This window comes from Pedobacter sp. Leaf41 (genome assembly GCF_001422545.1).
Taxonomy (GTDB): Bacteria; Bacteroidota; Bacteroidia; order Sphingobacteriales; family Sphingobacteriaceae; genus Pedobacter.
The window spans coordinates 17,991-40,758 of record NZ_LMLE01000013.1 but is presented as its reverse complement, the minus strand read 5'-3'; the positions used below and the strand labels follow the sequence as shown (position 1 = coordinate 40,758).

At 37.5% G+C, this 22,768-nt stretch carries 25 protein-coding genes; 13 read left to right on the top strand and 12 right to left on the bottom strand.

The genetic code is table 11. The annotated features are described in order from the left end of the window. Positions 1 to 117 precede the first annotated feature (117 nt). The 3 genes from lipA (at position 118) to ASE92_RS20260 (ending at position 2,538) form a co-directional block, all read left to right on the top strand. The gene (gene lipA, locus ASE92_RS20270; protein WP_056851949.1) at positions 118 to 1,011 is read left to right on the top strand and encodes a lipoyl synthase; all 894 of its coding nucleotides are present in this window, start codon (positions 118 to 120) and stop codon (positions 1,009 to 1,011) included. Positions 1,012 to 1,126: 115 nt separating this feature from the next. Beyond that, positions 1,127 to 1,678 carry an RNA polymerase sigma factor gene (locus tag ASE92_RS20265; RefSeq protein WP_056851948.1) on the top strand — a complete coding sequence of 184 codons (552 nt, stop codon included), beginning with the start codon at positions 1,127 to 1,129 and terminating at the stop codon, positions 1,676 to 1,678. Between the two features lie 2 nt (positions 1,679 to 1,680). Then, entirely contained in the window at positions 1,681 to 2,538 is an 858-nt protein-coding gene (locus ASE92_RS20260) for an anti-sigma factor domain-containing protein (RefSeq protein WP_056852020.1), read from the top strand. Positions 2,539 to 2,603: 65 nt separating this feature from the next. Here the strand turns inward: ASE92_RS20260 and ASE92_RS20255 are convergent, their stop codons facing one another. Further along, complete coding sequence (locus tag ASE92_RS20255) at positions 2,604 to 3,305, bottom strand: AIM24 family protein (protein ID WP_056851947.1); 702 nt, start codon at positions 3,303 to 3,305, stop codon at positions 2,604 to 2,606. 76 nt (positions 3,306 to 3,381) lie between these two features. Then, positions 3,382 to 4,875: an NAD(P)H-hydrate dehydratase gene (locus ASE92_RS20250; protein WP_235527411.1), complete on the bottom strand. Its 1,494-nt coding sequence runs from the start codon at positions 4,873 to 4,875 to the stop codon at positions 3,382 to 3,384. Between the two features lie 146 nt (positions 4,876 to 5,021). Here ASE92_RS20250 and yiaA point away from each other — a divergent pair, with 146 nt between their 5' ends. Further along, on the top strand, positions 5,022 to 5,429 hold the full coding sequence (yiaA, locus tag ASE92_RS20245) for an inner membrane protein YiaA (RefSeq protein ID WP_056851946.1): 408 nt from the start codon (positions 5,022 to 5,024) through the stop codon (positions 5,427 to 5,429). Positions 5,430 to 5,473: 44 nt separating this feature from the next. Here the strand turns inward: yiaA and ASE92_RS20240 are convergent, their stop codons facing one another. Beyond that, positions 5,474 to 7,546, bottom strand: a complete 2,073-nt coding sequence (locus ASE92_RS20240; RefSeq protein ID WP_056851945.1) for a M48 family metallopeptidase — start codon at positions 7,544 to 7,546, stop codon at positions 5,474 to 5,476. Between the two features lie 230 nt (positions 7,547 to 7,776). Here ASE92_RS20240 and ASE92_RS20235 point away from each other — a divergent pair, with 230 nt between their 5' ends. The 5 genes from ASE92_RS20235 (at position 7,777) to ASE92_RS21570 (ending at position 11,838) form a co-directional block, all read left to right on the top strand. After that, the gene (locus ASE92_RS20235) at positions 7,777 to 8,490 is read left to right on the top strand and encodes a gamma-glutamyl-gamma-aminobutyrate hydrolase family protein (RefSeq protein WP_056851944.1); all 714 of its coding nucleotides are present in this window, start codon (positions 7,777 to 7,779) and stop codon (positions 8,488 to 8,490) included. Positions 8,491 to 8,610: 120 nt separating this feature from the next. Next, entirely contained in the window at positions 8,611 to 10,560 is a 1,950-nt protein-coding gene (locus ASE92_RS20230; RefSeq protein WP_056851943.1) for a beta-N-acetylhexosaminidase, read from the top strand. Then, positions 10,560 to 11,045 carry a CYTH domain-containing protein gene (locus ASE92_RS20225; RefSeq protein ID WP_056851942.1) on the top strand — a complete coding sequence of 162 codons (486 nt, stop codon included), beginning with the start codon at positions 10,560 to 10,562 and terminating at the stop codon, positions 11,043 to 11,045. Before ASE92_RS20230 ends, ASE92_RS20225 begins: the two co-directional genes overlap by 1 nt. 139 nt (positions 11,046 to 11,184) lie before the next feature. After that, positions 11,185 to 11,475, top strand: a complete 291-nt coding sequence (locus tag ASE92_RS20220; protein ID WP_082455146.1) for a BON domain-containing protein — start codon at positions 11,185 to 11,187, stop codon at positions 11,473 to 11,475. Between the two features lie 177 nt (positions 11,476 to 11,652). Further along, positions 11,653 to 11,838, top strand: coding sequence for a hypothetical protein (locus ASE92_RS21570; RefSeq protein WP_235527410.1), 186 nt, complete (start codon positions 11,653 to 11,655; stop codon positions 11,836 to 11,838). A 329-nt stretch (positions 11,839 to 12,167) separates the two neighbouring features. Here the strand turns inward: ASE92_RS21570 and ASE92_RS20210 are convergent, their stop codons facing one another. From ASE92_RS20210 to ASE92_RS20200, 3 genes are all read right to left on the bottom strand, one after another. Continuing rightward, complete coding sequence (locus ASE92_RS20210) at positions 12,168 to 13,145, bottom strand: FKBP-type peptidyl-prolyl cis-trans isomerase (RefSeq protein WP_056851940.1); 978 nt, start codon at positions 13,143 to 13,145, stop codon at positions 12,168 to 12,170. 118 nt (positions 13,146 to 13,263) lie between these two features. After that, positions 13,264 to 14,250 (bottom strand): FKBP-type peptidyl-prolyl cis-trans isomerase, encoded by a 987-nt coding sequence (locus ASE92_RS20205; RefSeq protein WP_056852018.1) that lies wholly within the window; start codon positions 14,248 to 14,250, stop codon positions 13,264 to 13,266. Between the two features lie 37 nt (positions 14,251 to 14,287). Then, positions 14,288 to 15,298: a bifunctional oligoribonuclease/PAP phosphatase NrnA gene (locus ASE92_RS20200; protein ID WP_056851939.1), complete on the bottom strand. Its 1,011-nt coding sequence runs from the start codon at positions 15,296 to 15,298 to the stop codon at positions 14,288 to 14,290. Between the two features lie 117 nt (positions 15,299 to 15,415). Here ASE92_RS20200 and ASE92_RS20195 point away from each other — a divergent pair, with 117 nt between their 5' ends. The 3 genes from ASE92_RS20195 (at position 15,416) to ASE92_RS21415 (ending at position 16,970) form a co-directional block, all read left to right on the top strand. After that, positions 15,416 to 15,835 carry a nucleoside-diphosphate kinase gene (locus ASE92_RS20195; RefSeq protein WP_025144153.1) on the top strand — a complete coding sequence of 140 codons (420 nt, stop codon included), beginning with the start codon at positions 15,416 to 15,418 and terminating at the stop codon, positions 15,833 to 15,835. Between the two features lie 310 nt (positions 15,836 to 16,145). After that, entirely contained in the window at positions 16,146 to 16,736 is a 591-nt protein-coding gene (locus ASE92_RS20190) for an FKBP-type peptidyl-prolyl cis-trans isomerase (RefSeq protein ID WP_369817440.1), read from the top strand. A gap of 57 nt (positions 16,737 to 16,793) precedes the next feature. Continuing rightward, a complete protein-coding gene (locus ASE92_RS21415) occupies positions 16,794 to 16,970 on the top strand; it encodes a hypothetical protein (RefSeq protein ID WP_200926476.1) in 177 nt (58 codons plus the stop codon). A 98-nt stretch (positions 16,971 to 17,068) separates the two neighbouring features. On the opposite strand, the gene ASE92_RS20180 is transcribed toward ASE92_RS21415, so the two are convergent. Together ASE92_RS20180 and ASE92_RS20175 are read right to left on the bottom strand one after the other, a co-directional pair. Then, positions 17,069 to 17,359 carry a DUF721 domain-containing protein gene (locus ASE92_RS20180; protein ID WP_056851936.1) on the bottom strand — a complete coding sequence of 97 codons (291 nt, stop codon included), beginning with the start codon at positions 17,357 to 17,359 and terminating at the stop codon, positions 17,069 to 17,071. Continuing rightward, entirely contained in the window at positions 17,352 to 18,455 is a 1,104-nt protein-coding gene (locus ASE92_RS20175; RefSeq protein WP_056851935.1) for a DNA replication/repair protein RecF, read from the bottom strand. The genes ASE92_RS20180 and ASE92_RS20175 overlap by 8 nt, the downstream gene beginning before the upstream one ends. Positions 18,456 to 18,580: 125 nt before the next feature. Between ASE92_RS20175 and ASE92_RS20170 the strand changes: the two genes are divergently transcribed. Then, on the top strand, positions 18,581 to 19,246 hold the full coding sequence (locus ASE92_RS20170) for a tetratricopeptide repeat protein (RefSeq protein ID WP_056851934.1): 666 nt from the start codon (positions 18,581 to 18,583) through the stop codon (positions 19,244 to 19,246). A gap of 121 nt (positions 19,247 to 19,367) precedes the next feature. Here ASE92_RS20170 and ASE92_RS20165 read toward each other — a convergent pair whose 3' ends face one another. The 4 genes from ASE92_RS20165 to ASE92_RS20150 form a co-directional block, all read right to left on the bottom strand. After that, on the bottom strand, positions 19,368 to 19,655 hold the full coding sequence (locus ASE92_RS20165; protein ID WP_056851933.1) for a hypothetical protein: 288 nt from the start codon (positions 19,653 to 19,655) through the stop codon (positions 19,368 to 19,370). Between the two features lie 13 nt (positions 19,656 to 19,668). After that, entirely contained in the window at positions 19,669 to 20,229 is a 561-nt protein-coding gene (pth, locus tag ASE92_RS20160; RefSeq protein WP_056851932.1) for an aminoacyl-tRNA hydrolase, read from the bottom strand. Positions 20,230 to 20,963: 734 nt separating this feature from the next. Beyond that, positions 20,964 to 21,548: a 50S ribosomal protein L25/general stress protein Ctc gene (locus ASE92_RS20155; protein WP_056851931.1), complete on the bottom strand. Its 585-nt coding sequence runs from the start codon at positions 21,546 to 21,548 to the stop codon at positions 20,964 to 20,966. Positions 21,549 to 21,624: 76 nt separating this feature from the next. After that, positions 21,625 to 22,566, bottom strand: a complete 942-nt coding sequence (locus ASE92_RS20150) for a ribose-phosphate pyrophosphokinase (protein WP_056851930.1) — start codon at positions 22,564 to 22,566, stop codon at positions 21,625 to 21,627. Between the last annotated feature and the right edge of the window lie 202 nt (positions 22,567 to 22,768).

The following is a 22,768-nucleotide window of genomic DNA, read 5'->3' as shown; positions in this document are numbered from 1 at the left end:
AAAATTTAAATGTCAATAGCTAAACCTTTCCTGAATTGCTTGCTTTGCAACCAAACATTACAACAGAACAACATTTCGATATTACAACATTTCAATCCTAATCCTTAACTTTGCGATATGATTGATTTACCGGTAGTACCTGCTGTAACTGAAGTTAAACGTAAACCCGATTGGTTGCGTGTAAAATTGCCTGTTGGAAAAGAATATGCACAAGTTCGCAGTTTGGTAGATACACATAAGCTGCACACCATCTGCGAAAGCGGAAATTGTCCTAATATGGGTGAGTGTTGGGGAGCCGGAACAGCAACTTTCATGATTTTGGGTAACATTTGTACCAGAAGCTGCTCTTTTTGTGCGGTTGCAACCGGCCGGCCTTTAGCGGTTGATGTTGATGAACCTAACCGTGTGGCCAATTCCGTAAAACTAATGGGCGTAAAACATTGCGTTATCACATCAGTAGATCGCGATGATTTAAAAGACGGTGGCTCAATTATCTGGGCAGAAACATTACAGGCCATCCGTAAGGAAAGCCCGATTACAACGCTAGAAACATTAATTCCTGATTTTAAAGGTCAGTGGGATAATTTATACTGCGTATTGGAACAACGTCCTGAAGTGGTGTCGCACAATATGGAAACGGTAAAGCGCTTAACGCGACAAGTGCGTATTCAAGCGAAATACGATAGAAGTTTAGAAGCACTGAAACGAATTTCAGAATTCGGTTTACGAACCAAAACAGGCATCATGCTTGGGCTAGGTGAAACTGAGGAGGACATCTTTGAAGCCATGGATGATTTAGTTGCTAATGGTGTTCATATTTTAACGCTGGGTCAATACTTGCAACCAACCCGCAACCATCACCCGGTTGTTGATTGGATTCACCCTGATACGTTTGCCATGTATAAAGAAGCTGGTTTAGCCAAAGGTTTAAAGTATGTAGAAAGCGGCCCATTGGTTCGTTCATCTTATCATGCTGAAAAACATCTTTTCCCTATTGAAGGAATTGCCTAGTATCAGGTTTATGCCAGGCTCAAAAAATCTTTCCAAAATAGCATTCCTTGCGGGAATAAATTATAAAAACATTTTTTTGGTTTTGCTGTTCTGTATTGTATCTTAGTAACCAATAGTGACTGCATATAAAAAATTAACCCTAACCGAGCCTGAACTTGTTCTCGCCCTGCAATCGAAAGATCCTGCGGTGTTGAAGACCTTGTATAGCATGTACTCCTCTGCACTTTACGGCGTTATTTCACGTATTATTACCCATACTGAGTTAGCGGAAGATGTTTTACAAGAAACTTTTGTGAAGATATGGCAATCTGCAGCACACTACGACAATACCAAAGGACGTTTGTTTACCTGGATGATGAATATTGCCAGGAACTTATCTATTGATAAACTCCGTTCTAAAGACTTTAAGAATTCACTTAAAAACCAAGATATAGAAAATAACGTAAGTTTCGTTGATGAGCAAAACAAGGTGACTTTTAACCCAGACGTACTTGGAGTAAAGCAACTTGTAGAGAACCTGAAACCAGACTTACAAGCAGTTCTCAATTTAGTTTATTATAAAGGTTACACGCATGTGGAAGCCGCAGAAAAGTTAAATTTGCCATTAGGTACGGTGAAAACCCGTATTCGCCTGGCTATTATAGAATTGAGAAGGAGTTTTAATTGAACGTGGAAAATTTAAAAGCATATATCGAATCTGGAGTACTTGAGTTGTACGTTTTAGGTGATTTATCGCCTGAGGAAGCGTTACAGGTAGAGGAAATGGCAGCTCAATATCCTGAGGTTAAAAGTGAGTTAACCGCCATTGAGATTGCCATGGAAAATTATGCTATGGAAAATGCTGTAGCGCCATCTGCAGATATAGAAACTAAACTATTTGAAAAATTAGGATTAGGAAAAAATGAAGAAGTAGAAGCGATATCTACAACCCCAGCCTACACTGAAGAAGCCAAGGTAGTTAAATTGGATAACAGTGATAGTAAAGTTAGAACATTACGTTTTGCATTGGTTGCTTGTGTTGCTTTATTGATGATTAGCACTGGAGCACTTTTCATCACCTATAATAAGTTAAATGCCGCTCATGATCAAATAGCCAGTTTAAATCTTGATAAAGAAAAATTTGCCGGCGTAGTAAGTAAGCTTGAGTTTGACAACAAAGGTTTGGATAATATGGTGGCCATGAACGACAGTAAAGAATGGGCAACCATTCGAATGGCTGGACAGGCTTTTAGTCCTAAATCTAAAATGAATGTTTATTGGAACAAAAAGGATAAAAGTGTATTGATCAACTATGTTGCTATGGATTTACCAAAAGCCGACGCTGAACACGAATATCAGCTTTGGGCATTAGTAAATGGCAAGCCAGTGAGCTTAGGCGTATTTGGAAAAACAGATTCTACATCAACAGAAGCTTTACAGAAAATGCAGGCCATACAAGATGCTCAAGCCTTTGCGGTAACACTTGAACCAATGGGCGGAAGCGTTAACCCAACTATGGAAAAACTAGCTGTAATGGGTGGAGTATAATAAAATCTCGTTAAAAAATATATAAATCCCGGTAATCAAAAATTGCCGGGATTTTTTGTTGTTAACTAAGATTTTTGAGCATACTTTACTTCTTCGTAAGGCTGTACCAAAACCCAACCTTCACCAAAAAATTCCAGCTGAAACGATTCTCCACTTCCCCTCCCGATAAAAGAACCAAAAGTTAAATTCGTTTTAATATTAGGTGACAAATTTTCTGACCAGGCTACGGTTGCATTCGGATCGGTATACACAGGTTGATTAGCACTTACACGCAACAAAATTGGTTCGCCGTGTGTGGTAATTGCAATATAACCCCTCCCAGATAATTTGACCTGGAAAAGGCCTCCACTCATCATCCCTGCCACACTTTTCAGCATTTTAATCTCATTTTTGATGGTATCTTCCAAGGCTAAAACATCGTTGCCATTCACAAAAATCGACTCGTTTTGAAGTTTAATGATCTTAACTTTTTTACCCTCGTCGGCCAAATAAAGTTTACCTGTACCTGCGGCATGCATCAAGGATGTACCTTCTCCAGAAATGGCTTTCTTTAGCAATCCACCAAGGCCTTTACTTAACAAACCTTCGCGTTTAAAATCTACATTCCCAATATAGGCTACCATTGAGCCCGCCTTGGCCATAATTTTTTGATTTTTTAAGTTTACCTCCAGCATTGCTGGCTTTTCCAATTCGAAAAAATCATTTTCATTTGGGTTCTCTGCTGATTCCTGTATAAGCTCATTAAGGGTGTATTCTCTTTTTTCCATTAGTGATTAGATTTATTTATTTTGATCATTCGGTTATTTTTAGAATTAGTCAATTCTTAAGCCAAAGGGATGATAATTATAACAGAAGCGATTTTATTTCTTTAGGTACTTGCATGGCCACCTGCGAGGCGGTAACTACAATCCGTGAATTAGCTAAACTGCTTCCCGCTAAACCGTGAACGTAGCAGGCCAAAATTGCGGCATCGGCAGATGTGTATTTTTGAGAAATAAAAGCTACAGCAATTCCTGTTAAAATATCACCCATACCCCCTTGTGCCATAGCAGAATCGCCAGTGGGATTAATATAAATCTTGCCATCAGGCAGGCAAATAAATGTAAACTGATTTTTGAGTACGATGATTATCTTACCTTTTTGCGCTTTATTTTTAGCTGTTTCTATACGTTCCCACCAAGTTTCGTGATCTCCAAATAGCCGATCGAACTCTTTCATATGAGGAGTCAAAATACTATTTTCAGATAACTTATCTATCAAATCGGGCCTTTCACCTAAAATATTCAAGGCATCGGCATCTATAACCAAAGGCTGGTTACTTGCAATTAAACTTTCCAGCAGTCGTTCATTTTCTGTAGAAATACCTAAGCCTGGTCCAATCGCAATGGCCTGGTATTTAGCCGGATTTTCAATTCGTGTATATTCATCTCTTGGTAAAGCCATCACTTCTGGCAATACCGAATTTAGGGCGATCAATCCGCTTTGTGGAATACATGCAGTAGTTAAACCCGCTCCAGCATACAAACAAGCCATTGATGAGAGTATTGCTGCACCCATTGTGTTAACATTTCCAGCAATAATTAGCGCATGTCCGTAAGTGCCTTTATGACTGAATGATTTCCTGGGCTTAACAATTGCCCGGATATCTTTCTCTTCCAACAAATGGAAATCAGAATCTTGGCCTTGAATAAAACCCTCATCCAATCCAATATCAACAACCTCATATTTTTCTGTAGCTAAAGCTGATTCTGGGAAAAAGAAATTGATTTTTGGCCGCTGAAAACAAATGGTTTTATAAGCCCTGATTCCTCGGTAATCTACTGAAATTTTCCCCTCTGCCGGGAACCCTGTAGGAACATCAACAGCATAGATTTTTTTATTGAGTTTATTAATACTTTTAGCCAGTTCGGCATATTCTCCCTCCAAAGGTTTGTTTAAGCCAGACCCTAAAATGGCATCAATAATAATATCAGCTTTTACATTTCTTATATCGGCCGCGGTGTTAATGATTGTTTTCCTACATTTCGATTCATCTAAACGCTGCAGGTTGATTGCATAATCATGGCTTTGCTTACTGCTAAAGTTGACAATATAAACACGTACATTTTCGCATCCGTTATTGCAAAGCAAATGCGCTATCGCCAATCCATCACCTCCATTATTACCCTTACCACAAAATACAGCGATACTTTTATTGGCATCAAACTCGTCCCTTAAAAAGGTTTGGACGAAAGCACGAGCAGCTTTCTCCATTAAATCAATCGATGCTATTGGAAGGTTGGCAATGGTGAATTCATCAGCCTTGCGCATTTGGGCAGAAGTAAGCAGTGTTTGCATATAACTAATATACCATTATAAGCGCTAATGAAAAAGTTTCGGCTTTGATTGATTATTTAATAACCTGGTAAAAAGATAATTACAGGCGCAGATACCTTTTAACAAACTTTAGCGTTTTCCATTGAATTAAATTAAACTCTAATCAAATGAATCAAAAACCATCGAATGCATTTGTGGCTGCGGCCTGGATTGCATTGGGCATTGGAATGATAGGCTTCATTGTTGGCCTATGGCGTTCTGACATGCTTCTTAATGAAAAAGGATATTATTTTACCGTATTGATGTTTGGTCTTTTCGCTGTAATCTCATTACAAAAAGCTGTTCGCGATAAATTGGAAGGTATTCCGGTAACGGAAATCTACTATGGTTTAAGCTGGTTTTCAACACTATTAACCATTACCTTATTGGTAATTGGATTATGGAACGCCACACTTTTACCCAGTGAGAAAGGATTTTATGCCTTTGCCTTTCTGCTTTCGCTATTTGGCGCCATAACGGTACAGAAAAACACGAGAGACAGCCAAATTTTTACCAAAAGTCAGGATTTGCATTAACTCGTTAACAGCGCCGATACCTAAAAAGTTCGGCGCTTTTTAATTTAAGTTAAAACCGGAGTACCCAATTGGGCTTCAAATTCCAGCAATTTCTTTTTTGCCTTAAAGTGAATGTCGGTGATCACGTCAGCATAATCAGCCATCGCCTGGAACAGTACTTTGAGCTCCTCGTCGAAATATAAATCTGCACCAAAATATTTGTAATCGTACTTCAAATATTCTTCAAAGCGAAGCTTCACTTCCTCACTGAAACCGTCAACATAATCTTCATCAGCAAGAATGGAAAGTATGCTCTCCTTAAATTTCTTCTCTTCATTTTTTACCACAACCATATTCTTTTTAATCACATTAAACGGTGTGGTGCTGTGCATAAACGAGGTTGCATTTGCCAAATCAGCATAAACATTCTGTTGGAGTTTGAACTTTTCGGCTGTTCTTTGATAGCATATTGCTAAAACCTGGAATTCAGGAGTAAGATTTTGCCTAAAAGCCTCATGGCGGAAAAACTCGAAAATTTTCATATCCAAATTCTCTAGTTCTATCTTCTTATTTTCAATCTCCGAATTTAAATAATCAATCATAGCCCTACAATCAGCTTTCGAATATTTTTGGCCATTATAATTGAAGGTCTTTATATCAATTAAACCAGAATCTATTCTATCAATTGTATTCCAATCAGCTTCAAGGGCATTCAGTTCATAAATTAGAGTCAAACTCTTATCTCCAAACAGGAGATCAAAACTTAAATCAGTATCAGCTATTGATTTTTTGAAATCACTTTCGGTGTACTTTATATAAGGATTTCTATAATCGAAATACTCATTGAATAAATCTGGGAAAGAATTTTGTTTGGTTTGGCTTATAAAATCTTGCTCAAAATCTTCCTTTACCTGATCAATAGGCTCTTCCAAATAATTCACATTAACAAACATTTTATCGGTTAGCTGAGCCGATATCTGGTCTTTGTTTACCAGCAAATTTATCGCAAGCCCTGTTTGGCTATTCTTTAACTGACCGTTAATTTGCGCCAGTTTAACTACTCGGTCTTCAGTTTCTGGATGTGACGAATACAAGTGACTAAAACTGAGTTTTGATTTATTAAACCTATTGTAGTAACGGAGATCTACCTCTGGAAATTCGTTTTTAACGGGCAATTTATTCAGTTTAGCCAAAAAATTCATTGCAAGTATTTGCTGCGGAAACACATTAGTTGTTTTAATATTTGCCTCGATTTTTCTATCATAGTAACTCAATACCATATCCAGCGCCTGATTGGCCAACTGCATACGCAGCAGTGAATCAATTAAGGGTTTCGAACCCACAACATGAGCGGCTATGGCATCTGCGTGGTACTCCATCTCATGAGAAAGTTTAGAATAATTTGTGTTAAGTACGCCATAAACCCAAACCAAAATTTGCTGCATTAATCCAACAATTTTATCAGATAGCAAAACAAATATCCCAAAATACGAGGTTGAATCTGCTATCTTTCTGGCCACCTGGTTATAACCATCATTGTCATACAAGATATCATGAATAATGCGATTCACATTGTATACATAGCTTCCAATTTTTAGGCTTTTTTGCGAAAAATGACCAAACTCATGTGCTAATATCGCCCTCAATTCATCTACAGTTGTTGTATTAATTAAACCGACACCGATTTGCAGGTTTTTTCGAATCGGAAAAAACATGCTCCAAAAGTTAGAGTCGTAGAAAACTGATGCATTTACTTCGCTCGATAGATAGACCTTTTTCGGAAAATCAGTATGAACATCCGCTACTATTTCATCAATCATTTTAAATAATTGCGGCTCTTCATCTCGAGTGATTTCCACCAGATGCGATCGATCCATTTTATTGCCCTTAAACATAAATTTGATTAAGAAAAACAAGATTAAGAAGCCAAAACCAATCATACCTAATCCTAACATTAGCGTAAAGATATTTACATAAAATTCAATCAATTTTACCCCTAAATAACCGCAAACTATTGTGAGCGCTATGGAAATAAAAATTAAGAAAGCATAGGTAAATACAAATAAGGCGATTGCCCAAACTGATCTAACAGCTGATTTTCTGAAATTTTCAGACGGTTTGAGTGCGTATTCCAACATGAAATATATTTTAATGCCTACAAGATAATCAATTGTAATAAATGCTAAAATTTCTTTAGCAGCATGGCACTTTCCCTTTGTTAAACGAATATCTTTTTAAACACACACACTGATATATTCTGAAGCTTTTTTTTGAGTCGAATTTTAATTTTAAATAATAAAAATTGCTACATTAAACCAATTCCACTATTGATTATTATTCCTCTTTATTTTGTGGTAAAAAAATATTTATGTCTGATAAAATAATTATAGGTGTTACAGATTGTAGCAAATTCGATATTTACAGCAACTGGGTTTTATCCTACAATGAAAATGTTCAAGTCATCCAGCTGGGTTATAAATTGAATAATTTTGAGGAAATAGAAAAATGCCACGGCATTGTACTAACCGGCGGTGAAGATGTTCATCCGAGATTTTACAATATGCCAGAGTATTACCCCTATTGTTACGAAGATGATATTGATGAGCAACGCGATGAGTTTGAATTTAAGGTTTTGGAATACACTGAAAAAAACGGTATCCCAGTTTTAGGAATTTGCCGCGGAATGCAGGTTGGAAACGTATTTTTTGGCGGAAATTTAATTCCGGATATAACGACTTGGGGGAAATTCAACCATTCGAAAATGCCTGACAAAAGCGACCGTTATCATGAAGTCATCGTTAATCCCTCCTCATGGTTAAGTGGCATTATAAATACTGATAAAGGTTTGGTAAATAGCAATCACCACCAAAGTACGGATCGAACAGGAAAGGGCTTGGTTGTTAGCGCCATATCTCCTGATGGTGTAACCGAAGCTATGGAAAGATTTGATCCTGAAGGAAAATCATTTCTTCTCTTTATCCAATGGCATCCAGAAAGATTAAAGGATCAGCAAAGTCCTTTCAGCAAAAATTTACATGAGGCATTCATTACTGCAATTAAACTAAATATTAACCATAGATAATCAAAAGGGTATCATTTGAGAGGATAGCGTATAAATTGTATTAAATAATACTGCTAGTAAAAATCTTTTTTAATAAATTGCGGATTAACACTTATTCGGTTAAACTGCAATTTATTATTAATGAAAAAGATTTTCCTTATCGTTTCCGTCATCGTTTTTGCAACAAATATATACGCTCAGAGTATTATAAGTGAACCTGAAGTTTCTGAGGGCGATAGTCCGATTTTACAGGCTCAAATTGCCATTATTCCTGAACCAGTTTCTTTGATGAAAAAGGCAGGAACCTTTACACTACCGGAAAATGTCAGTATTTTAGCATCAAAAAGCGAAGGTTTGCAACAATCCATTGCTTTATTATCCGAAAGAATTGAAACTGCTACAGGCAAGTTTGTCAGCAATGTCACCACGGCAAATCACCCTACAATTAAGTTAATTCTCAATACCGAAAATGACAATCAACTCGGAACTGAAGGCTATAAGCTAAATGTTAATCCAACTCAGATTGTGATTACGGCCAACAAACCTGCGGGTATATTTTGGGGTATCCAATCTCTAATTCAACTTTTCCCTGTTGAAATTGAAAGCAAGGAATTGACGAAAAACACAAAGTGGAAACTACCCTGTGTTGATGTTGTTGACTATCCAAAATTAGGCTGGAGAGGCCTGATGTTTGATGTAGCCCGTCACTTTTTTACCAAAGATGAAGTCAAACAGTTTATTGATCAAATGGTTCGTTATAAATTCAATTTGCTACATTTTCATTTAACAGATGATGAAGGCTGGAGAATAGAAATTAAGGGCTTACCGAAATTAACAGAAGTTGGGGCCTGGAGTGTTCAAAAAACTGGTACTTTTGGCGATTTTATTCCACCAGCGGCAAATGAACCACGAACTTATGGTGGCTTCTACACCCAGGAAGATATCAAAGACCTGGTTAAATATGCACAAGATCGGTTTGTAAATATTATGCCCGAAATAGATGTTCCAGGGCACAGTTTAGCGGCAATTGCATCTTATCCTGACCTTTCTTGTACACCCGATGCAGTGAATTATAAAGTGCGATCGGGAGAAAAAATAATGGATTGGAGTCGCGGCGCACCACCAACCGCTTTAGTAGATAATACACTTTGCCCTGCAAACGAAAAAGTTTATGTTTTTCTCGATTCGGTGATTACGCAAATTGCAAAGCTTTTCCCCTTTGAATATATCCACATGGGAGGAGACGAGGCCCCTCATAACTTTTGGGAAAAGAACGAACAGGTGAAAGCTTTGATGCAGCGTGAAGGCTTAAAAACCATTCCACAAGTTCAGGCGTATTTTGAAAAACGTGTAGAGCAAATTGTAGTTTCGAAAGGCAAAAAATTTATGGGCTGGGATGAAATTTTGGAGGGTGGTGTTTCGCCAACAGCTTCGGTTATGAGCTGGAGAGGTTTAAAATATGGCATTGAAGCCTCAAAAGATAAACACAATGTAGTAATGAGCCCAACAGATTTTGCCTATCTGGATTACATGCAGGCAGACCAAATTACCGAACCGAAAGTTTATGCTTCTTTAAGGTTAAACAAAGCTTACCAATTTAACCCTATTCCTGCCGGAGCCGATCCTAAATACATTATTGGTGGGCAAGCAAACCTGTGGACGGAGCAGATATTCAATTTCCGCCAGGTACAATATATGCTATGGCCACGTGCTTTTGCAATCTCCGAATCAGTTTGGAGCCCGATTGAAAAGAAGAACTGGACAAATTTCATCTATCGTACTGAAGAACATTTTAAGCGCCTTGATCTTGCAGAAATCAAATACTCTCCTGCCATTTACGACCCCATCTTTACAGTAAAACGAAGTGCTGATAAACAACTGATTATTGAGCTTACACCAGAGATCGACGGGCTGGACATTTACTATAGTTTTGATAACTCGAGTCCTGATCGCTTTTACCCAAAATACACTGGGGCTTTAACCCCACCGAAAGATGCTAGTATGCTTCGTATTATTACCTACAAAGGTACGGAGCCGGTGGGTAGGTTAATCAGTATGCCAATCTCAGAATTGCAAAAAAGGAGCAGATAATGGGCAGAGAAATTGAAAGAAAATTCCTGATCAAGGAGTCTGAATGGGCCAAACTTGACAAGCCAGGCGGAAAACATTTGAGACAAGGTTATTTAGTTAGCGACCCCAACAAAACCATTCGGGTACGTACCACTGATGACAACGCGTGGATAACCATTAAGGGTATTTCTGTCGGTGCCTCCAGATTAGAATACGAATATCAAATTCCATTAGGGGAAGGATTGGAACTACTCGATAATTTCGCCGAAGCAGAACTCGAAAAATTAAGATATGAAATTCATCACCAGGACAAACTTTGGGAAGTTGATGTATTTTTAGGCGACAACAATGGATTAATTGTGGCGGAGATAGAATTGGATTCAGAAGACGAGAAGTTCGAATTACCAGAATGGGTAGCTGAAGAAGTTACCCAGGAGAAAAAATATTACAATTCAAATCTAACTAAACACCCATTTAAACTCTGGAAAATTAATGTTCAAAAATAAAATTCATAATTTTTCTTTCAATTAAACGCTATTACCATACTCGTTTTTACAAAAATCATCCTTGTTTAATTTCAGAAAGCGGACATCCCAAATTTCCGGTTTCAACGATAAAAAATGTTAAACATTATATTAAATAAGGATGAAAACAACTAAATTTTTGATGACTATGGTTATCGCCACTACATTGTTTTTTGTAGGGTGTAAACCAAAAGATGCAGATTTACAGGCTGCAATCCAAACCAAAGAAGCTGCCGGCATTACCGTGGCTGTGGCAAAAGGCGATGTAACTTTAACGGGCGAAGTTGCTGATGATGCTGCGAAAGCAAAAGCAGAAGAGATTGCCAAAGCAGAAAAAGGTGTGAAATCGGTAATCAACAGTTTAACAATTAAACAAGAAAAGCCTGTTGTAATTGCTGAAGATCAATTTTAACTTAAAATGTTGCTAATGCCACAAAAGATTTTCCAACGGTAAAGGCAGAAGTTAAAGATGGTGTGGTTTTGCTCACAGGCAAAATCAAAAAGGCATCACTCATTACATTAATGCAATACCTAAGCGCATTAAAACCTAAAAAAATCGATAGCAAATTAACTGTAAATTAATTCTACCATGGCATTAGAAGATAAATATAAAGCATTAACCGACGCTGGAACCACAGCTGGTATAACTGATTTGGCTGTTCGCGAACAAGATGGAATCTTATACATCGATGGAACAGCAGCTGATGGCGCAACAAAAGATCATTATGGGAAGTGTACAACGAAATCAATCCTAATTTTACCTCCGGTGATTTAGTTTCAAACGTAAATGTGAGCATAGATGCAGCAGTTACGCATGCGAAAGTGATCACGCAGAGTAGAAATTTAAATATACGTAAAGGGGCCTGGAACAGACCAACCAATTGTTGGAAAAGCGGCACATGATGAAATTATTACACTCGTTAAGAAAAGCAACGATTTGGGTTGGCTTGTACGCCCCAAAGATGGTGAAGAAGGATATTGCTACGCACAATATTTAGAAGCTCAGGCCTAAACTTCAAATTAAAAAAGAAAATCCGCAGCATGTAAATGTTGCGGATTTTTTTGTTTTATCTCTAAGAGACTCCAAAGATCTTGATGCGTTATCTATCTGGAAAGTGGCGCCGATGAAATTCCATTATTAGGCCTAATTATTGATTTTAACTCAATATCAAAAACTAATGGCGTGAAAGGATTTATAGACCCACCCCCGTTTTCGCCATAGCCTAATTTAGACGGGATGATTATCTTGAGTTTACCGCCTACGCCGATTAGCTTAATGCCTTCAGCAAAACCAACAGGTAATTGATTTAACACCAAAGGGCGGGCAGCATATTGTGCAGATGGAGAGTAAATCCCCGCGTCTTTCGCAATTCTGGCATTTGAAGTATCAAAAACATTGAGTTTACCGTCAGCTTTTTTATTTGTAAACTGACCGGTATAATCTACCAAGATAGTGTCCGATGGCGCTGCCCTTTCTGCATTTCCAGGTCTTTCAATCAGATAGCTTAATCCAGACGGAGTTGTATTCATTTTCAAATCATTATCTGCAATATACTTTGCAATTTTTGCTGATTCATTTGCTTTATTTCGCTGAACCAAACCTTCATATTCTGCTTTGTAAAACGCTCTTTTTTTATCTTCAAAAACCGAATCGGTTTCATTCGCTACCTTATGCAAGACCTTTTCAATTTTCACTGTAATGGTTGCGTAATTGTTTTGAGCTGCTAATGGCTTGGGTTGGTCATTGTATTTGGCTAATGAATCTAAATTTAATTTAAACGAAGCACTATCTCCTTCGCCTAAAAGCTTTAGCGCAGCTACTAAATCCCCCTTAAATTTGGATTTTGTTACCGTAAAAAACGGCGGACGCTCATTATCATAAGTATTTACTAAAGTAGAATCGCCATCCTTCGTATCAATCATTTGGATAACGTTGAACTTTACTAAATCCCCTTCCTCAATTTTGGGATTCCCTTCATTTTTGTAAATTTTATAGGTCATGTCGCCTTCGCCCTTTTCAAATTTATTGCAAGCAGATAAACCTAAAACGGCTGCAAATAGAATCACTAATCCTTTTTTCATTGATAAATTAAATTGATGGTGCCAATGCAACCTTCCCTAGTTTTGATACCGCGTTTAAACACAAAAATCTTGCCCAATATGATGAACAAGATTTTTATGAATAATAATTTTTTAATTTTTATTGAGCTGCAGGCATTGCTGGTGCACTTGGTGCAGGAGCTGTACCTTTTTTAATATCAGTAATTTCGATTTCGAAAACAATTGGGCTGTAAGGCATAATACCAACTTGTGGTGCACCTTGTTCGCCATAACCTAATTTCGAAGGAATGATAGCCATGATTTTTCCACCTTTACCAATCAATTGAATCGCTTCAGTAAAACCTGGAATTGTTGATCCGATAGCCATTTTAGTTGGACCATATGGTCTGCCTGCCTGGAATTTACCTTCTTCTTTAGCCGTTTTTTCGTCACTTGTATCGAAGACTGGATATTTACCTTTGCTATTTTTCTTTGTTACTCTACCCGTATAGTTTAAGGTAACAGTATCACCCAGAGCAGCTCTTTCAGCGTTTCCTGGTGCTTTGATAATGTATTGCAAGCCACTTGCAGATGTAGTAGTTTTTAAGTTATTATCAGCGATGTAAGATTTTAATTTACCTTCTTCAGCATTTTTCTTTTTATCAGCATTTGCTTTGAAGTCAGCTTGAAAAAATTCACCAGCTCTTTTGTTGAAAGTAGAATCGGCTTCACCAGCTTTTTTAGCAAATACTTTTTCGATTTTTACTGTGAACGTAAGGTATTTATCATTTTTGAATTGCTCTGGCTTAGGCTGTTTGCTATAAAAAGCCATAGTATCCAAATTCACTTTAAATGTTGCGCTATCACCTTCACCGAACATAGTTAAAACATCATTCATGTCACCAGCGTACATTTTTTTCTGTACAGGAAAAACCTGAGGATTCTCCATGTCATAAGTACTACCTAAAATTGAATCTTTATCGTTTTTCTGAATAAAATTCATTTTAACGATATCACCTTCTTTAATTTTTTCTTTTCCTTCAGAATGGTGAATAGTGTATAATAAACCACCCGCACCTTTTTTTTCTTTGTTACAAGCCGCTAAACCTAGAGTTGCTGCTAAAAGAACAATTATTCCTTTTTTCATTTTTATAATTAAACTTGTTTTTATTTGGTTTCTTGCTTTATGCAATTAATTGATTTTTATATTCTTCTAATATCGATTTGAACTCATTCACCACTTCGTCCAAAGGTTTTTCTGAAGCACCGCCAGCAGCATTTCTATGTCCGCCGCCATTGAAATATTTTTTGCAAATTTCATTGGCCGGAAAATCGCCTGTTGATCTTACTGATAATTTTACCTTATCTGATCTTTCAACAATTAAAGCAGCCAGACGAACGCCATTTATCGATAACGCGTAATTTACTACGCCTTCAGTATCGCCAGTTTCGCTTTTAAAACGCGACAGTTCTTCTTTAGTAACCGAGATAATTGCGGTATTGTATTCTCTAATTACTTCTAATTTGTTAGATAAGCAATAACCTAGAAAACGTAAGCGATCTTCGCTTGCATTATCATATACTGCCTGATGAATTTTCCAATGTTCGGCTCCAAGATCGATCAGATCTGCTGCTATGCGATAAACATTTGATGTTGCCGATTCGAAACGAAATGAACCAGAATCAGTCATGATGCCCGTGTATAAACATGAAGCCACATCTTTATTAATTCCTGCCTTATCTTCGAGTTGATTGACGATAAAATCGTAAACGAGTTGTGCAGCGGCGCAAGCGTTGATATCCCAATGGCGGTAATCGTCGAAATCTTCAGGCTCTAAATGATGATCAATCATTACCTTTTTAGCCCCTGCAGCCCGAACTAATTCGCCAAGTTCGTTAATGCGACTTAAAGTATTAAAGTCAAGACAAAAAATGATCGAAGCTTCATCTACTAATTTGGCGGCCTTTTCCTGCTCTTCGGTAAAAATAATTACATCGCCATTATTTGGCATCCAATGCAAAAAAGTTGGATAATCTGTTGGTGTAACCACTCTAACATGGTGTCCTTTTTGAATCAAATATCCGTATAAACCTAATGATGAGCCCATCGCATCGCCGTCAGGTTTGTGATGCGTTGTAATCACAATTCGTTGTGGCGTAGCCAACAGGGATTTTAATTCAGTTAATGTTAACATATATTTTTTGCGTTGCAAAGCTAAGTAAAAATTAATATTAATATCGGGTATTTAACGTTATCCTTTTAATATTCATCAATTAAAACGTATTTTTGCAGAAAATTTCATAACAATACAATGAGCACTAACAGAACTTTTACAATGATCAAGCCTGATGCTGTTGCTAACGGCCACATCGGATCGATCATAAATGACATTACCAATGCAGGTTTCAAAATCATCGCATTAAAATATACTAAGCTAACTGATGAAACTGCTGGCCAGTTTTATGCTGTTCACGCTGAACGTCCGTTTTACAAGGATTTGGTAAGCTTTATGTCTTCAGGCCCTATCGTTGCTGCTATTTTAGAAAAAGATAATGCAATTGAAGATTTTAGAAAGTTAATCGGTGCTACTAATCCAGCTGAAGCGGCTGAAGGAACTATCCGTCAAAAATATGCTAAATCAATTGATGCAAATGCAGTTCACGGATCGGACTCTGACGAGAACGCAGAAATTGAAGGTAACTTCTTCTTCAAGGCAGACGAACGTTTCTAGTTTTTAGAAAAAGAGAATATTATAATGAAACCTCGATTTTTCGGGGTTTTATTGTTTTATCTATTTTGTATCTTTCAGCCTTAAAATAATCCATCCAACTCAGCGTTGGAATATTAACACAATTTCCATAATGAAAAAATTTTTATTGGCGGTATGTATCTCAGGTATCGCTATTTCGGCAAATGCGCAAACCAAGACTGTAGCAAAAAAGCCCGTAGCTAAAAAAACCATAGCCACTTCGAAAACCATTCCGGGAACAATAGCATTAAAATCTGGTTTAGATTCTACCAGTTATGCTTTTGGAACGTCGATGGGCACTAGTTTAAAATCTACTGGTTTATCAACTTTAAACTACGAAGCCTTACTAAAAGGCTTGAAAGACGCTTTTGCAGGCGCCAAAGTGGCATTAACGCAACAACAAGCGCAGCAATATATTAATGATGCGATCACAAAAGCATCAGCAGTAAAAACCAAGGCAGAAAATGAAGCTAACAAAATTAAATTTGCACCCATGATAAAAGAAGGACAAGAGTTTTTAGAAGAAAACAAAAAACGTGCTGGCGTTCAAACAACTGCCAGTGGGTTACAGTACGAAGTTTTAACAGCCGGAACTGGCGTAAAACCTACAGCTACCGATTCAGTTTTAGTTCATTATAAAGGAACCTTATTAAACGGTAAACAATTTGATAGTTCTTACGATAGAGGTGAGCCAATTAGTTTTCCTTTGAACAGAGTTATTCCAGGCTGGACTGAAGGTGTTCAATTAATGCCTGCTGGTTCTAAATATAAGTTCTTCATTCCTTATCACTTGGCTTATGGCGAACGTGGTGCAGGAGCAGATATCCCACCTTATAGTGCTTTAATTTTTGAGGTAGAATTGTTAAAAGTTAACGGTAAATAGCCTTAATTAAAACTTTATGTAATGATTGATGTTAGGATATACATAATTAACATCAATATGAAAAAGATATTACCTATAGCACTAATCGCATTTTTATGCACTACCTTAAGCAGTTGTGAACTTGTTGGAGGTATATTTAAAGCCGGCGTTTGGTCGGGTGTCATTATAGTTGTAGTAGTGGTTGCACTACTCATCTGGATTCTTGCCAAAATATTTGGCGGCGGAAGGAGCTAGTTTTCAGTCTTGAGTCTGAAGTCCAGAGGCCTAAGTCAAAGCTTAACAAAAAGGGCTCGTAAATTAAATTTGCCAGCCCTTTTTGTTATCACATATTTTCAAAGAAAAACCATTTCGGTAATCACTTGACTACCTGCATGCTCATTTAGTTTTCGAATTATCCCTTGGCGCACCATTACTAACTCATTTTTTATAACCGACGATTCGATTCTAATAAATAGTTTCTTATCATGAATATAAATTTGAGTGGTTCTATTGGCAATAGCTGTCCCCATTATTTCTGGCCAAACAGCTAAAATAGAAGTTTCGTCAAACTTACGGCGTAAGCGATACACGTCGAGCATTTTGCTAACGGCATCTTTCATAGTTAAATCATTAGGTTTACGCATTTTTTATTTGTCCCTCCTCCACTTCAAACAAAGTTACATCAACATCTATGTTTTCAAAAATCGATTTCACCCTTTCTTTACCCGTATCGGTAATAAATATTTGACCAAAATCGTGGTGAGAAACCATTTGCATCAATTTTTGTACCCGGCTATCATCCAATTTATCAAAGATATCATCCAGCAAAAGCAAAGGTTTAAAACCTTTATTTTTAGCCAGGTAAGCATATTGCGCCAGCTTTAAAGCAATCAAAAAAGATTTCTGCTGTCCTTGTGAACCGAATTTTTTCAGGGGCATCCCGCTGATTACGAAAGCCAATTCATCTTTATGAATTCCAGTAGTCGTTCTTTCTAAAACCCGATCTTTTTCTACTGATTTTGCCAACAAATGGTTAAAACTGGCATCGTTTAATTGCGACTGATAATTGAGCTCTACAGTTTCTTTATTTTCTGTAAGGTAGATATAATATTGATTAAATAGCGGGATAAACTGATCCATAAATGCTTTACGGATAGCAAAAATTTTATCGCCTGCCGTTACCAGTTGTTCGTCTAAAATCTCCAATAAAGCTGGATCGTATTTGCGGCTGATGGCAATCTGTTTTAAAAATGCATTTCTATTTAAAAGAATTCGATTGTAAGAAATCAGCTGATCCAGATAATGCGAATCGGTTTGAGAAATCACATTGTCGATAAATTTCCTCCGTTCCTCGCTCCCTTCCATAATCAGGTTTACATCATAAGGAGATACCATCACCACCGGAAAAAGGCCAATGTGATCAGCCAGCTTATCATATTCCTTTTTATTGCGCTTGAACTGCTTTTTCTGATTACGTTTTACTCCGCAAGAAATCTTTTCATTTTTGCTGCTGCGATCAAAATCTCCCTGAATCATGAAAATTTCCTGGCCAGTTTTGATCTGTTGCCCATCAATTGGATTAAAGTAGCTTTTGCATAGGCACAGATAATGAATCGCATCGAGCATATTTGTTTTGCCCGAGCCATTATTACCTGTGAAAACGTTTACCGTATCCGAAAATTGGATATCGGCATCGTTATAGTTTTTAAAATTTAGAAGCGTAATATTCTTTAACCACATAAATATGGCGCAATTTACCGTTTTTTACCCTCTAAATAACTAATGTTTAATTAAATACTTCAAAATAAAGATTGATTCTTTGATTGAAAAATGTATTTTTGCAATCTTAAATTTTTTAAACAAACATGTCTACAACAGATAACCAGACAATTCAACCTATTAAAAAAGGTTCATTTTTACAGGAAAACACTAAGAGCTTATTATTTATAGCAGGTGCTGTAGTTTTATTAATCTTAGTATATCTTTGGTACCAAGGTGTGTATTTAAAAGACCGTGCTGAAGAAGCTGCAAGCAAAATGTTTAAAGCTGAACAATTTATCGGTGTAGATTCTTTATCAAACAAAGCCATTAAAGGTGAAGGTGGATATCCAGGTTTAGAACAAATTGCTAAAGAATACGACAATACAAAATCGGCTAATTTAGCCAATTTATACCTAGGTGGAATTTATCTGCGCAAAGGCGATTACAAACAAGCCATTGAATCGTTAAGCAAATATAGCGCTACTGGTAGCCCAGTTGCAGACCCATTGGCTTTAGGATTACTTGGAGATGCTTACAGTGAGTTGAAAGATTACAAACAGGCTACTACCTACTACAAGAAAGCTTCAGACAAAGCAAGCAAGTTTACTTCTCCAATGTTTCTTAAAAAATTAGGACTGGTTGCAGAAAACCAAAAAGACTTTAAGGGCGCTGTTGATGCTTACACAAAAATCAAAACACAATATCCCGAAAGCGCTGAAGCACAAATGATTGATGCTTATATTTCCAGAGCTCAGGAACAAGTGAAGTAATCATTAATAAAAAATATATCAAAAAGACCATCGAAAGATGGTCTTTTTTTTGGGAAAAATTCACCTTCATCTCCAATAATAACTATTGAGCAATACTATTACTGAGATCTGGCCAGAGAAATTAGTTAAGGAATCGAGTAACTAGTTGATTCCATTCTTCTTCCAAAGAGATATCTGGACGAGTTTCTTTGGCTCTTGCATACCAGTAATCTGCATTCCAGATGTCACCTTCTTTTCGATGCAAATATGCGTGTATCAAAGATGCTGACGCACTATTAAGGTGATCGACTTGTTTATGCGCATTATCCCAATCTCCTTTACCATCATACCAGAGTGCTGTCAACTCAACATTTAGTTGCACTGGCGGTTGATCGGTTGCGAGAGACTGCTTAAATTCAGACACTGTCATAAGATTTTTTTTTCTATTTATTAAAAGCCGTCATCGTATGAGCAGGCCCAATAGTAACAAAACTCTTAATCAAGTCTACACTTTTATCTATTAGGGCTGGGAGTTCGAGCTGCTCATTTTTATCAAATAAACCCAGCACAAAATCAACCTGACGCCCCTTTGGGTAATCGCTACCGATGCCAAACCGAAGGCGGGCATAATTTTGTCCGCCACAAACTTCTTCAATACTTTTTAGCCCGTTGTGGCCAGCACTCGAACCTTGAAGTTTAAGTCGCAATTTTCCTAAGGGAAGCGCAAGATCATCTACGATCACCAAAACATTTTCTGGAGCAATCTTTAGTTCTTTCATCCAATAGTTTACTGCCTTCCCACTCAAATTCATAAACGTAGTGGGTTTGATTACATGAAGCTTTTTCCCCTTAAAACTTACTTCCGAATAATAAGCTAAACGGATGTTGTCAAAGCTACCATTTAAGCTCTTCACCAATTCATCGGCAATATCAAAACCTATATTGTGACGAGTATGAGCATATTCTGGTCCGATATTTCCTAAGCCAACGATGAGATATTTCATAGCGGCAAAGGTAGAAAAAAAGGTAGAAATTTGGGAGTTCGGAGCGTTTAGTTGAAAGTCCTACTCTCAAGCGTCATCCTGAATTTATTTCAGGATCTTCACTACTCAAAATTCATCGAAAAGATGTTGAACCCAATTACCATTGACTTTCTTGACTTCCCATTTCTCCCTCCCTGCCGCAGGCAGGCAATGACGACCAGATTTTAATGCTTGTTAGCTCTACAAACCATTAACGGCTTCTATAAACGGTCGTCATCCTCAGCTTGCCTGGGGATCTTAATCTTATTTCCTTTACACCGCTTTAAGATTCCCGCCTGCGCGGGAATGACGACGTGGCTGTGCGATACTGCTTGCTGGTTCCAAATCATGAGCGGTTTGTATAAATGGCCGTCATCTTATTCTTCTCTAATGGTCGGTGTCTCCATCGACCATGAAAAGTCGTCATCCTACTATTGACATTATTATTCCTCCTTACCTGCCTGCGGCAGGCTGGTGAAATCGATTTTTTATCGATTGAAGAGTCTTATTTATTGTATTAATCTATCGAATGAGATTGCGTCGTACCTCGCCTGCCTGCTGCAGGTAGGCAATGAAGACCGTTCTTAAAGGCATCTATATTAATTTCACGAGATAAATTAACCCTCAGCAAGATGCATTTCGATCACATAAAAAATCTGGCAAAAAAAAACGGCTCGATTTGCATCGAGCCGTTTCCTAAAATCAAGAGAACTTGATTATTTTTTACCTTTAGCAGCTTCAGTTTCTGCTTGTTTTAATGCTCTAGACATTGCAACAGAAACGATAGTATCTTCAGGAGTGTTAGTAATTACGAATCCGTCAACTTTTAAGTCGCGAACACGGAATAAACTTCCAACTTCTAATTTATCTAAGCTTACTTCAACGTTTTGTGGCATGTTAGCTGGTAAAGCTTTAACGCGAAGTTTACGTAATTTCTGAATTAATTTACCCCCCATTTTAACACCTGGAGAAGTTCCCGTTAATTTAACTGGAATTTCCATCACGATTTCTTTCTCGTCGAATAACTGAAGAAAATCGATGTGCATTAACACGTCAGTAAGTGGGTGATATTGAGTATCTTTAACGATAGCTTTAGTTTTAGCACCGTTCACATCAATTTCCACAAAATTTACTTCCGGGGTATAAATAACATCTCTTAAATCAGCAATAACTACAGCTAAGTGTTGTTGCTCTTTTCCACCATACAATACCGCCGGAACCTTACCTTCGTAGCGAAGTTCCTTGGCATCGCGTTTCCCTACGTTCTCTCTTGGAGAACCGCTAATTGCGATTGTTTTCATTTTATTTATATTTATTTATTAAACTCTTTCTATTGTTTGGCGCATGCCGCTTGGCGTTTTCACGCTTACCGCAACGCTAAACTCTAAACAAGTCGCTAATCGAGCCATGTTCGTTTACATTAGCAATTGCTCTTGCAAATAAACTTGCTGTACTTAGCACTCTAATTTTCGGACTTTCAATTCTTAAAGGAATAGTATCCGTAACAATTAATTCAGTTAACACCGAATTTTCAACCGTTTCAACTGCTTTACCAGAAAGTACTGCATGCGTACAAACCGCTCTCACACTTGCGGCACCATTTTCCATAATCAAAGCAGCAGCTTTTGATAAGGTTCCGGCTGTATCGCAAATATCATCAATCAACACTACATCTTGCCCGGTTACATCTCCAATAATCGACATTGATTCGATCTCGTTGGCACGTTTACGTCGTTTATCGCAAATAATTACCTCTGCATTAAAAAATTTCGCAAAAGTACGGGCCCGGTATGAACCACCCATATCTGGAGATGCAATAGTTAAATTAGGTAGATTTAAACTTTTGATATAAGGAACAAAAATTACCGATCCATCTAAGTGATCCACCGGAATATCAAAGAAGCCTTGTATTTGTGCTGCATGTAAATCCATCGTCATGATGCGGTGGATACCTGCAGATTTTAATAAGTTAGCTACCAATTTCGCACCGATTGCTACACGAGGTTTATCTTTTCTATCCTGACGGGCTAAACCATAATAAGGAACAACTGCAGTAATATAATGTGCTGAAGCTCTTTTAGCGGCATCAACCATTAGCAAAAGTTCCATTAAATTATCGCTGGGCTGATAAGTAGATTGGATTAAAAAAACATCGCAGCCGCGGATAGATTCATCAAAAGAAGGTTGAAATTCGCCATCACTGAATTTGTGAATGGTAACATCACCAAGTGGTTTGCCGTAACTTTCAGCAATTTTAAGTGATAGTCCTCTTGAACCTGTTCCGGAAAATAACTTTACCGGGTTAAACTGCAATGGCATGATCCGTGTAGTTTACGGTTAAAAAAAATCGGATCATGTCATTTTACAAACACGATCCGACATTAAAATTTTCGTTGTCCGACCTGGATTCGAACCAAGACAAACGGTACCAAAAACCGTTGTACTACCCTTATACTATCGGACAATCTTTCTCGAGAACGAATCCTCGAAAGGGAATGCAAATGTAGGAACCTTATTTTAA

Excerpts from the sequence above, each read along its gene's own strand:
- lipA (WP_056851949.1), top strand. The coding sequence starts at position 118 with ATGATTGATTTACCGGTAGTACCTGCTGTAACTGAAGTTAAACGTAAA.
- ASE92_RS20255 (WP_056851947.1), bottom strand. The coding sequence starts at position 3,305 with ATGGAAAAAAGAGAATACACCCTTAATGAGCTTATACAGGAATCAGCA.
- ASE92_RS20250 (WP_235527411.1), bottom strand. The coding sequence starts at position 4,875 with ATGCAAACACTGCTTACTTCTGCCCAAATGCGCAAGGCTGATGAATTC.
- yiaA (WP_056851946.1), top strand. The coding sequence starts at position 5,022 with ATGAATCAAAAACCATCGAATGCATTTGTGGCTGCGGCCTGGATTGCA.
- ASE92_RS20240 (WP_056851945.1), bottom strand. The coding sequence starts at position 7,546 with ATGTTGGAATACGCACTCAAACCGTCTGAAAATTTCAGAAAATCAGCT.
- ASE92_RS20235 (WP_056851944.1), top strand. The coding sequence starts at position 7,777 with ATGTCTGATAAAATAATTATAGGTGTTACAGATTGTAGCAAATTCGAT.
- ASE92_RS20230 (WP_056851943.1), top strand. The coding sequence starts at position 8,611 with ATGAAAAAGATTTTCCTTATCGTTTCCGTCATCGTTTTTGCAACAAAT.
- ASE92_RS20225 (WP_056851942.1), top strand. The coding sequence starts at position 10,560 with ATGGGCAGAGAAATTGAAAGAAAATTCCTGATCAAGGAGTCTGAATGG.
- ASE92_RS20220 (WP_082455146.1), top strand. The coding sequence starts at position 11,185 with ATGAAAACAACTAAATTTTTGATGACTATGGTTATCGCCACTACATTG.
- ASE92_RS21570 (WP_235527410.1), top strand. The coding sequence starts at position 11,653 with ATGGCATTAGAAGATAAATATAAAGCATTAACCGACGCTGGAACCACA.
- ASE92_RS20210 (WP_056851940.1), bottom strand. The coding sequence starts at position 13,145 with ATGAAAAAAGGATTAGTGATTCTATTTGCAGCCGTTTTAGGTTTATCT.
- ASE92_RS20205 (WP_056852018.1), bottom strand. The coding sequence starts at position 14,250 with ATGAAAAAAGGAATAATTGTTCTTTTAGCAGCAACTCTAGGTTTAGCG.
- ASE92_RS20200 (WP_056851939.1), bottom strand. The coding sequence starts at position 15,298 with ATGTTAACATTAACTGAATTAAAATCCCTGTTGGCTACGCCACAACGA.
- ASE92_RS20195 (WP_025144153.1), top strand. The coding sequence starts at position 15,416 with ATGAGCACTAACAGAACTTTTACAATGATCAAGCCTGATGCTGTTGCT.
- ASE92_RS20190 (WP_369817440.1), top strand. The coding sequence starts at position 16,146 with ATGGGCACTAGTTTAAAATCTACTGGTTTATCAACTTTAAACTACGAA.
- ASE92_RS21415 (WP_200926476.1), top strand. The coding sequence starts at position 16,794 with ATGAAAAAGATATTACCTATAGCACTAATCGCATTTTTATGCACTACC.
- ASE92_RS20180 (WP_056851936.1), bottom strand. The coding sequence starts at position 17,359 with ATGCGTAAACCTAATGATTTAACTATGAAAGATGCCGTTAGCAAAATG.
- ASE92_RS20175 (WP_056851935.1), bottom strand. The coding sequence starts at position 18,455 with ATGTGGTTAAAGAATATTACGCTTCTAAATTTTAAAAACTATAACGAT.
- ASE92_RS20170 (WP_056851934.1), top strand. The coding sequence starts at position 18,581 with ATGTCTACAACAGATAACCAGACAATTCAACCTATTAAAAAAGGTTCA.
- ASE92_RS20165 (WP_056851933.1), bottom strand. The coding sequence starts at position 19,655 with ATGACAGTGTCTGAATTTAAGCAGTCTCTCGCAACCGATCAACCGCCA.
- pth (WP_056851932.1), bottom strand. The coding sequence starts at position 20,229 with ATGAAATATCTCATCGTTGGCTTAGGAAATATCGGACCAGAATATGCT.
- ASE92_RS20155 (WP_056851931.1), bottom strand. The coding sequence starts at position 21,548 with ATGAAAACAATCGCAATTAGCGGTTCTCCAAGAGAGAACGTAGGGAAA.
- ASE92_RS20150 (WP_056851930.1), bottom strand. The coding sequence starts at position 22,566 with ATGCCATTGCAGTTTAACCCGGTAAAGTTATTTTCCGGAACAGGTTCA.